The 10,236-nt window shown below is 47.8% G+C and carries 11 protein-coding genes; 9 read left to right on the top strand and 2 right to left on the bottom strand.

Annotated elements, in window-relative coordinates:
- From V3S16_RS13355 to V3S16_RS13335, 5 genes are all read left to right on the top strand, one after another.
- The coding region (locus tag V3S16_RS13355) for a hypothetical protein (RefSeq protein ID WP_413885735.1) at window positions 1-237 on the top strand (237 nt) is incomplete at its 5' end.
- A gap of 1 nt (window position 238) precedes the next feature.
- The gene (gene fabZ, locus V3S16_RS13350; protein ID WP_413885733.1) at window positions 239-682 is read left to right on the top strand and encodes a 3-hydroxyacyl-ACP dehydratase FabZ; all 444 of its coding nucleotides are present in this window, start codon (window positions 239-241) and stop codon (window positions 680-682) included.
- 270 nt (window positions 683-952) lie between these two features.
- The gene (locus tag V3S16_RS13345) at window positions 953-2,068 is read left to right on the top strand and encodes a hypothetical protein (RefSeq protein WP_413885731.1); all 1,116 of its coding nucleotides are present in this window, start codon (window positions 953-955) and stop codon (window positions 2,066-2,068) included.
- A gap of 112 nt (window positions 2,069-2,180) precedes the next feature.
- Window positions 2,181-2,561, top strand: coding sequence for an outer membrane protein assembly factor BamE (bamE, locus tag V3S16_RS13340; protein ID WP_413885729.1), 381 nt, complete (start codon window positions 2,181-2,183; stop codon window positions 2,559-2,561).
- Between the two features lie 49 nt (window positions 2,562-2,610).
- A complete protein-coding gene (locus V3S16_RS13335; RefSeq protein WP_413885727.1) occupies window positions 2,611-3,009 on the top strand; it encodes a hypothetical protein in 399 nt (132 codons plus the stop codon).
- A 108-nt stretch (window positions 3,010-3,117) separates the two neighbouring features.
- On the opposite strand, the gene V3S16_RS13330 is transcribed toward V3S16_RS13335, so the two are convergent.
- Window positions 3,118-3,531, bottom strand: coding sequence for a DMT family transporter (locus tag V3S16_RS13330; protein WP_413885725.1), 414 nt, complete (start codon window positions 3,529-3,531; stop codon window positions 3,118-3,120).
- A gap of 182 nt (window positions 3,532-3,713) precedes the next feature.
- Window positions 3,714-4,526 carry an epoxyqueuosine reductase gene (locus V3S16_RS13325; RefSeq protein WP_413885723.1) on the bottom strand — a complete coding sequence of 271 codons (813 nt, stop codon included), beginning with the start codon at window positions 4,524-4,526 and terminating at the stop codon, window positions 3,714-3,716.
- A gap of 797 nt (window positions 4,527-5,323) precedes the next feature.
- On the opposite strand from V3S16_RS13325, the gene V3S16_RS13320 reads away from it, so the two are divergent.
- From V3S16_RS13320 to V3S16_RS13305, 4 genes are all read left to right on the top strand, one after another.
- Window positions 5,324-6,394: a hypothetical protein gene (locus tag V3S16_RS13320; RefSeq protein WP_413885721.1), complete on the top strand. Its 1,071-nt coding sequence runs from the start codon at window positions 5,324-5,326 to the stop codon at window positions 6,392-6,394.
- Between the two features lie 191 nt (window positions 6,395-6,585).
- A complete protein-coding gene (locus V3S16_RS13315; RefSeq protein WP_413885719.1) occupies window positions 6,586-8,169 on the top strand; it encodes an ABC transporter substrate-binding protein in 1,584 nt (527 codons plus the stop codon).
- 218 nt (window positions 8,170-8,387) lie between these two features.
- A complete protein-coding gene (locus tag V3S16_RS13310; RefSeq protein WP_413885718.1) occupies window positions 8,388-9,344 on the top strand; it encodes an ABC transporter permease in 957 nt (318 codons plus the stop codon).
- A 12-nt stretch (window positions 9,345-9,356) separates the two neighbouring features.
- Window positions 9,357-10,181 carry an ABC transporter permease gene (locus V3S16_RS13305; protein WP_413885716.1) on the top strand — a complete coding sequence of 275 codons (825 nt, stop codon included), beginning with the start codon at window positions 9,357-9,359 and terminating at the stop codon, window positions 10,179-10,181.
- Window positions 10,182-10,236 lie beyond the last annotated feature (55 nt).

Genomic DNA, 10,236 nt, shown 5'->3' with positions numbered 1-10,236 from the left:
GTGCAGTTAAGCAATCCGGTATTATGGGTTGATTTGATTAAAAAAATGGCCGATAACAATAATGGACTGTTTCTCGAAGTTGGTCCTGGCGCCATCATTTTCAGAACCGTAAGATGGATCGACAGGAATATTGAAATCATGCATAGCGCCACGGCGGATAGATTCGACATGGCTATTAAAAGGCTTAAAAAAGTCTTGTCGCTGAAAGCACAATTTAGAAACGGGAAGGTACTATGAAATGACCGACCAACTGCCATACGACGTGGCGGTAATCAAAGAGATTCTGCCCCATCGCAGCCCTTTTCTTTTTGTCGACAGGGTGGTAAAAATAAATTACGGAGAAAATATCGCTGCCGAAAAAGACCTTAGCCCTGATGAATGGTTTTTCTCCGGCCATTTTCCGGGCAAACCGATTGTGCCGGGTGTCATTGTGTCAGAAGCTTTGGCGCAAACAAGCGGGCTTCTGTTGGGATTGACACTGAGAACCAAGGGCCGGGAACAAGCAGACCTTTTTCTGGCAAATTTAACCATTAAGTTTGTCACTCCCGCTAAACCCGGCGAAACAATCCGGCTGGCGGCAGCCCTCAAGAAAACCTACGGCAAAATGTTCCTTTTCGAGGTCGCGGCTAATGTGTTAAACCGCCGCATTGCCAAGGGGACCCTGATACTGGCGGTCGATTGATACCTAAAACTGCATCAAAACCGTTCACGGGTTCTGCCTGCGACGAGCTCAGCCGAGTCGGGTTCGGGGTTCAAAGGCTCAGGGGTTAACCCAAAACGTTGAACCTGTGAACGGGGAACTTAGAACGTGTGAACGCCTATTGCAGATTTTAGGTGACATTTTTGTGTTGTTTTTTTATACTGATATCTTGTCGTGTCAAACTTGATGATCTCGTAAAAAGTCACGAATTCAACTATAGATGGTAAAGACATCCTTCGGAAAGGAGACACCATGAAATCGGTCGTCGCACTACTTATTCCCATACTCCTCATCTGCGCTGTGCCGCTTTATGCCAAAACACCGGAAGGTGATATCACCGTTGAAGCCGAAGGTTACGGAATCTCCACAAAAGCGGCGCTCCTTCAAGCCAAACGCAGCGCTGTTGAAGAAGGCATCGGAGTCGTACTCATTTCGCAAACCGAAGTAAAAAATTTCGAGGTTCAGAAAGATGTGATTCTCGCAAAAGCAACGGGTTCGGTTAAAAAATACAGCATCCTTCAGGAAGAAAAGCAGTCGGATGGCAATTTTTATATAAAGATACAGGCCATCGTCTCTTTAGCAAGCATAAAATCAGACCTTGCCGCCCTTAAGATCCTGCTTGAATCCATGGATAAGCCGCGTATGATGGTTCTTATCAGAGAAGAAGGAGGCAATGCTGCCGAAACCGCAATTATCGATTACCTGACCGACAAAGAGTTTCAACTTGTTGATCCTGCGGCCGTAGCAGCGCTTATGCATAAGGAGCAGGAACTCATCAAGCGGGCAACCGAAGGCGATCCTGCGGCCGCAGCCCAAATCGGTGCATTGAACGGAGCGGAGTATGCCCTGGTCGGCAAAGTCTCAAAGGGGCTTATGAAAAGCGCCCTGTTAGGCGACACCGGCATGAAGTCCGGCCAGGCCAATATTACCGCCAAGGTCATCAACTGCTCAACGGCCGCGATCATTGCCTCTAAGTCGGCAACCAGCGCTGCCGTGCATGTCTCGGAAGAAATAGCCATGGCCCAAGCCGCGCAAAAAGCAGCCAGGAAACTGATGGACAGGGAACTTTTTGAAAAAATAGTCTCATCATTCCAGGATATGATCAATAACGGGATTAGTCTGGATGTGACTATCGAAAACGTGAGAAAATTCAAAATGCAAAAGGCACTCAGGCAAGCCATTGCAGAAATTTCAGATGTCGTGTCAGTGCGTAAGCGCAGTTTTGGCGGCGGGAAACTGCAACTTTCGGTTCAATTTAAAGGCAACGCAGATTCTTTCAGTGAAACAATCGACGGGGCAACCGTTCAAGGTAAAAACCTATCAGTAACGGACGTAGCCGGAAGCAGAATCATTATTCAATTGGAATAGGAACTATCAGGCTATATAGAACAAGATTTTAATATTTGTGTCAAATTTTCCTATAGCACTTATGCCTGAAATTGATGCAGATACTCGATACTTGATGCCGGGAGGAAACGATTTGAACTCAATAAGCGGCAAATTAATTGTTCTCCTGATTTTAACCTTTGTAAGCGGTTGCTTTGGTTTTGGCAAAAATCAGGACTACCAATCGTTGGATGCCGGCAAACTTGAAAAACTCGTTAAAGGGCAGACAACGGCGGCAGAGGTATCCGCACTCTTTGGGACTCCGGCGCAAGTAGTGAAGATGTCTAATGGCAATGCCTACATCTACACGCACTCCGTAGCCAAAGGAACGGCGGTTTGGCTGCTGCTTGTGAGTCTTGTCAACTATGACAAGCAGTATGATCAAATCATATTTTTCTTTGATAACAATGACATATTAACTCACTACGGCGCCAGCTTTGACGCTCGCGATTCGTCCTATGGATTACCGTTTTAATTTTTTCTTAAAAATTTGGCATGCAATTTTTAAGGTACTTGTTGTTTCGATGCCAATCCTGATTGCAGGCCGGCTTTTGGGGGGCTGTGTTACCTACCAGGTAGGCAGAAGTTTGGAAGGCACCGATGTTGTGGCGCCGGGCGATGAGTTGCAGGTGGGTAAAACAACCCTGGAAGATACGCTTGCGCTGCTTGGTGCTCCGACCACACTGGTCGAACTCGAGGGCCAAGACCTTTTACTCTATCAGAAGACCGTGATGCGACAAAAAAGGCTTTCTGTGGGCCTTCCTTTACTTGACGCCTTGGGAACAAGTATCAGTTTTTCAGCTTCAGGGAACCGCGTGAACTACGACACGCTCGCACTCTTTTTCACTCCTGACGGGATTTTACGGCAAGTTGTTTTTGAAAAAGGAACCAGTCAGCCATACAAAAAGCCCACTTCCGATTAATGGTGTTCCTGCAATGATATTTGTTGTTTTTACTTTTATTTTTGTTATATTATCCAATTCTTTAAAATTCCTCCATTTATAATTCGCCGTAGTTCTCAGTTTTTGGTACTATGATATGTTGACCGCTATCCAGCTTCTAAACTCAACTTTTTCACCCAAGGATGTAACAGCCAGAATCGTTATAAAAATCGGCGCTGAAAAAAATAAGCTAACCGTTTCAGCCAGCGGAAGCGCGGCCAGAGATAAATAAAAACATATATAGACGCCAAACATTAAAAAGGAACGAATGATATGGGTCACATAATGGTTGGTTCGCAATAAATGCAGGCCGCCCTCTAAATAGGCCATAAATAGAATCGGAATAATAGCGAAAAAGCTTCTTATCAATACGATTTCATGTACTGGATATTTGCCACTTAGCCATTTGATGATGACGTCTTGAAGTGAGAAAACGAATACACCACCGATCAGGTAATATATACTTTTAAGAGGGCTATCATAGCTTTCAGCAGTAGTGGTCATAGTCGATTTATAGCTTACATACTGTTAATATTAACTTGACAATCCCAGTGTGAGTTCAGCCTCACCATCGATAATTGGGAGGCTCTCAACAAAACAAGGATGACGCCTATTGCCAGAACAGGTTCTTACTGGAAATCGATAAGGATGAGAAAATGAAGTGCCGGCTCGCGGTATGCACAAAGTTAGTCTCTACCGACCGGACATTCAAGCTCACATCGCCGGCAGTATTTGATGCGCCTGTCCGTTTGATCCAGATCTGATTCTGCTACTGATTCGCTGCTGGAAAGATCGGCTTTCATTTGTTTATTGCACAGATCACGGCTGTAGGTACCGGTTCTGCCGGGAAGATGGTCTAGGCCCAATTTCTCTTTTGAATAAATTTTACATTGAAAAGCATTCCGAGGGCAGGCCTTCGTACAGGGCATAGGGCAGCCCATACAGGGATCGTAATCGATGGGGCCGGTAGCTGGCAGATCAATGTCCAACAGCACAGTCCGCAGACGGACCTTTGGACCGCATAAGGGCGTAATCAACATGTTGTTTTTACCGATACAGCCTAAGCCGGCCAGCACAGCCGCATCTTTCAGGAATATCCCACCGTTTTCTATATGATAGGGCAATCCCCACGCTTTGATTCCAGCCTTTTCTTGCAACCATCGAGTCAGTCTGGAGCTCACATCCATCAGAATTCGGTTCCCGGGCGTGCCGCCTTTAAGCTCTGCTTGCCACCAGTCGAGGTCCGGACGGTCCTCGGGGTGCTCGACAGCAATCACTACAGCCGATCGGGCCCCTGCCGGCCACACCACCTCGGTCGCCTTTACCTTGTCCGGATCCTTCGGCATGATTCCTTCGAAAACGCCCAGCTTGCCGTATATGACGTCAGATGGCGATTTCTTCAGTGCTTCAACGCCGGCAATGCCTGCCAGATAGGCTCCGAATTGCTTGGCTTTCACGATGATTTCAGTATCTGAAACCGGATTGTTGTTTCTGCTCATGTTCTGGCCGCCGTTTTCAGCATATCATTCAACAAGGGCCTGGTAAGTCAATGCTCTATTTCAAATTGATTTTATTGAAGATATTGTTTCCGAATCATCACATTAACAAACAGATGGGCCAGATGTCAAATTCGGAGTGCTTCAAACCTATGCACTCTTGTTATCCCCCTTGACCAAACCTGCTCTCCTTTTTCTTCCAGCCGTTTTCAAACACTAATGGCAGCATAAACCAATGATATACTTACTTCAATATTTAAATATATATAAGTCATCTTTGGTATTATTTAAACCTTGACTATTGATATGTGTATCTATACTGTTTGTTGAACATTATCGTTATGCCCATAGAGGATATTGTAGATCTTTCGGACAGGTCTAAGATGGTTAGAGAAGGTATATTCTGCTCGCAACAACAAGGAACTGGCAAAAGGCTATGATGAATGGGCGAAATACGACGATCAGGACGTGTTAAACTTCGGTTATAAAATACCTGCCATTATGACCGGTCTCATCGGACGGTACCTAACGCCTGAAAATGGAAAAAGGAACTGAATTAAGCCAGACACTACCCGATCCCATAGAAAAACGATTGATTTATGGACTGGCTGACCTCGCGCCGGAGCATGTTCGAATCCTCTTACAGGCAATGATCAAATTCTTAACCTGATCGACGCCAAAGGGGTTGACGACGCCTTTCAGGAGACACACCAGGGGCTCGCTCCTCCATCCCTCAGTGGAGAAAAGCACAACGAACATGAACCACGAAGCATTCCCTAATTCATAAAGAACTGATAATTATGGCTTTGTTGACAACAACGATTGGTTCGTATCCTAAACCGGAATATGTACCTGTACCGGATTGGTTTCAAGCAGAGAGTACGGTTATAAAGGATCCGACAGCAGCATATGAAAAATACCTGCGCTCTCGCCAGGGCGAAGTAGAAGTAGAGGAGTTGCTGGATAGGGCAACTCACGAGGCCGTAAAAGATCAGGTCCGTGTGGGAATCGATGTGCCGACCGACGGTGAGATCCGGCGGGAAAATTACATTCATTATCATTGCCGACACTTAAAAGGTATTGATTTTTCACGGCTGACCGAAAAAATGATGCGGTCCGGTTCATGGATCGGGTCCGTCCCCACGATTGTGGAACCGATTCAGGTTAAAGATCACTTTTTAGCCCGGGATTGGCAAATGGCCCAGTCTGTTACCGATCGACCCATCAAGATAACCGTGCCGGGCCCTATGACCATAACCGATTCTTTGGCGGATGCACATTACAGGGATGAAAAACGATTGGGCCAGGATCTGGCAAGGGCCCTGAACGCAGAAATTTTACAACTTACAGAAGCGGGTTGTCGATGGATACAGGTAGATGAACCGCTGTTCGCCCGGGAACCCGACAAGGCGCTGGCCTACGGAGTTGAGAACCTGGAACGCTGTTTCCACGGCGTGCGCGGAGATGTAAAACGGGTTATGCATATGTGTTGCGGGTATCCGGATGTCATCGATAATTTAGATTTTCCCAAAGCCTCACCCGAGGTGTATTTTCGATTAGCACCGTCACTTAATGATGCCAAAATCGATGCCGTGTCCATTGAAGACGCCCACCGGCATAATGATCTTTCTTTATTGGAACATTTCAAGAATACCACCGTTATTCTGGGAGTGATTGCCATTGCTCGATCCCGAGTGGAAAGTGCTGAAGAGATTACCGCCAGGCTCAAAGAGGCATTGAACCATATCGATGCCAAGCGCCTCATGGCGGCGCCGGATTGCGGGCTAGGGATGTTGAATCGAGAAACCGTACTTGTCAAACTGAAAAATATGGTAACGGCAGCCAAAAATTTAGGACCCAAAAATGGGTGAACCTAACGCCGGGATTGGGCCTCCGGCTTGTAGAGGCGAGCCTACGCCTCGGAGAGCAAAAGGGAGCGTTTTTCAAAGGTTTCACAATGCTATACCAGAGATACTGTCAATCGTGAATTTAGTCAACCAAACTGTCTAATGTACCCCCAGGAATACGATAAAAATATTTCTGCGGCTGAAAGGAGGGCATCATGTCGTCATTGAAAAAACTGGAATTATTGTTTACCGAAGGAAAAATCTCTCGTCGCGAGTTTCTGGCTCGTGTATCTGCTTTAGGTCTTATGGCTGCGGTATCTCCGATGCTGTTGAGTACGCCGGCCCATGCTGCAAAACCCAAGAAGGGAGGCCGCTTTAGAATCGGTCTTGCCGGTGCCGCCACAACCGATTCGCTGGATCCCGCAACATTGCCGGACATTACGCCGCAAATGATCAACACGCAAATCAGGAATCGCTTGGTTGAAGTCGATTATAAGAGTAACCCTATTCCCGAACTTGCCGAAAGTTGGGAATCCTCGCCCGATGCTGTGAAATGGATCTTTAAGTTGCGCCAAGGTGTTGAATTCCACAACGGCAAAACCATGGAGGCCGCGGACGTAATAGAGTCCTTCAATCATCACCGGGGAAAAGATTCCAAATCAGCCGCTAAGGGGGTTGTTGATCCCATCAAGGAGATCAAGGCCGACGGCAAGCACACGGTGATTTTTACCCTTCAAGAAGGCAACGCCGACTTCCCGTATGTCGCCAGTGACTACCACTTAACCATCCAGCCTGCCGGTACAAAAGATTTTCAAAAAGGCATGGGCACCGGCGCCTATATTCTGGAAAGCTTTGAACCGGGCGTAAGGACATTTGCCAAACGGAACCCGAATTATTTCAAAAAAGGGCGCGCCCATTTTGACGAAATTGAAACCATCGGCATCAATGACGCCAATGCCAGAACCAATGCCTTAAAGACCGGTCAGGTCGACGCCATAAACCGCTGCGAGCGAAAAACCGTTAAATTGCTGGAAAAAATTCCGGGTATTAAGGTCATTAAGTCAAACGGTACTAAGCATTATACAATTCCGATGATCACCACCATGAAGCCCTTTGACAACAATGATGTCAGGCTTGCGCTGAAATACGCCGTGGACCGTGAACAGTTGGTGAAAACGGTTTTACGCGGTTACGGATATGTGGGCAATGATCATCCCATTGGAAGAAATCAGCGCTTTTTTGCCTCCGAACTTCCCCAGAGAAAATTCGATCCGGACAAGGCCAAATACTATCTGAAGAAGGCCGGACTGGCGGGCTATACATTCAAACTGCACACCTCCGACGCGGCCTTTGGCGGTGCCGTGGACGCTGCCGTGCTTTACAAAGAACAGGCTGCCAAGGCCGGTATTAAGATCGATGTGGTCAAGGAACCGAAAGACGGTTACTGGAGCAATGTCTGGATGAAAAAAGCCTGGACTTTCAGCTTCTGGAGCGGCCGTGTGACAGAGGATTGGATGTTCTCCATTGCATTTGCGGCTGGTGCCGGCTGGAACGACACCTTCTGGAAGCACGAAAAGTTCAATAAGCTGCTCAAAGCAGCCCGGGCGGAGCTCGACAACAAAAAGCGGCGTGAGATGTACGTGGAGATGCAGAGCATAGTACGCGACCAAGGAGCTGTGGTCATCCCCATGTTTGCCGCCGATCTGACAGGCGTAAGCACCAAGCTCGGATACGAGAATGTAGGCGCAGACTGGGAAATGGACGGTATGCGGGCGCCTGAGCGCTGGTGGTTTATTTAATATAGAGCAAAGCTTCGCCTCCCCGCCCTTACCGGCCCGGGACGGGCACACCAACGAGGCTCAGCGATGCTGGATACTTGATCCTGGATGCTGGTTAAAAATAAGAAATTCATCTTTTATCCAGTATCCAGTATCTGTCATCCGGTATGTCTTTGAAACTTGGAGAGTAACAATAACTTGATATAAATTTTATGTTTCAATCTATCTAGACGGTTGATATGGATTCACTTGGTACAATGGTGGCCAAACGCATTATGTTGGGCCTTGTAACCCTTATCGTCGTTTCTCTTTTAATTTTTCTTGGCGTGGAACTGCTTCCGGGCGATGTGACGGAAGCCATTTTAGGGCAGTCGGCATTGCCTGAAACGGTTGAGGCCTTTCGAAGGGAACTGAAATTAGACCTTCCCCCTCACATTCGGTACTTCACCTGGATGGGCGAGTTTTTTCAGGGAGATTTCGGCAATTCCCTTGCCAACGGACGCCCCGTTGCAGATCTGATCGGCTGGCGTTTTGCCAACACGATATTTTTGGCGGCGGTTACCGCAGTGGTGGCAGTGCCGATCTCAATACTCTTGGGGATTTTAGCCGCGCTTTACCGCAACAGTCTGTTCGACCGTGTCATTTCTATAGTTACGCTCAGTACGATTTCTTTCCCCGAGTTCTTTGTGGCCTATATTTTAATCGCTCTGCTTTCAGTGCAACTCATTCTTTTTCCCAGTATTTCCAACATTAATGACCAGATGTCGTTCTTGGAGAAGATTCACGCAATTATTCTACCCTGCCTGACGCTGACGCTGGTTGTTGTTGCCCATATGATGCGCCAGACCCGCGCGGCCATCATCAACATCATGGCCAGCCCGTTTATCGAAATGGCCAGGTTGAAAGGCATCAAGCCTACGCGGGTCATCGTTATGCATGCATTCCCGAATGCGCTTTCGCCGGTGATCAATGTGGTTGCGATTAACCTGGCTTATCTTGTGGTCGGCGTAGTCATAGTTGAAGTGGTATTTGTCTATCCGGGTTTGGGCCAGCTCCTGGTGGACTCGGTATCTATGCGTGACATCCCGGTTGTCCAGGCCAGCGGTCTTATTTTTGCGTCCATCTACATCGGGCTGAATCTTTTGGCTGATGTGCTGTCGATTATCTGCAACCCCAGACTGCGAAATCCCACATAGGAGAAGAATTCGGTGGCGTTTTTCAAACTGCTCAGACAATCACCGCTCAGTGCGCGTATCGGTCTTGCAATTGTATTTATTAATATTGCCGCGGCAATATTGGCGCCGGTTGTGGCCCCATACACTGAAACAGAAATTGTCGGTGACGTCTGGCTCTCTGTGAGTAAAAACCATCTGATGGGTACGGACCATCTGGGCCGGGATATGTTTACCCGTTTGCTGTACGGCGCTCGCAACACCATAGCCATAGCGTTTGTCACCACAATGCTGTCGTTTGCAATCGGTACGATTTGCGGATTTTTTGCAGCTACGCTGGGCGGCTGGACCGATTTGACACTGAGCCGCATTGTCGACATTATGATGGCCTTTCCGACGCTTATTTTTGCCTTGATGGTGCTGTCGGTGACAGGGACGTCCATAACTGCTTTAATCCTGGTGATCGCGATGCTTGACTCCACGCGGGTGTATCGCCTGTCGCGGGCCGTGGCCATGGACATCGAAGTCATGGAATTTGTTGAAGCGGCAAGGCTTCGCGGTGAAAGAATCTGGTGGCTCATGCGTCACGAAATCCTGCCGAATGCCATGCCGCCGCTGGTTGCGGAATTCGGCTTACGTTTCTGTTTCGTGTTTTTATTCATCGCTGCGCTAAGCTTTCTGGGCCTGGGTCTCCAACCCCCCACGGCGGACTGGGGCGGCATGGTGCGGGAAAATGGCGGCGCCATTTCCTTCGGCATCTTTGCGGCGTTATGGCCGGCCGGCGCGATTGCCTTTTTGACGGTCGGCGTCAATTTAATTGTCGACTGGTTTTTGCATATCGCCAGCGGACTGAAAGATTAACTTCCTATCGTTCAATTAGTGTAACATTAATCATATATGAGATTGATAGATTATA

Source organism: Candidatus Desulfatibia sp. (assembly GCF_036446775.1).
Lineage (GTDB): Bacteria > Desulfobacterota > Desulfobacteria > Desulfobacterales > UBA11574 > Desulfatibia_A.
The sequence above is the reverse complement of the archived record's forward strand: the minus strand, read 5'-3'. Positions and strand labels throughout refer to the sequence as shown.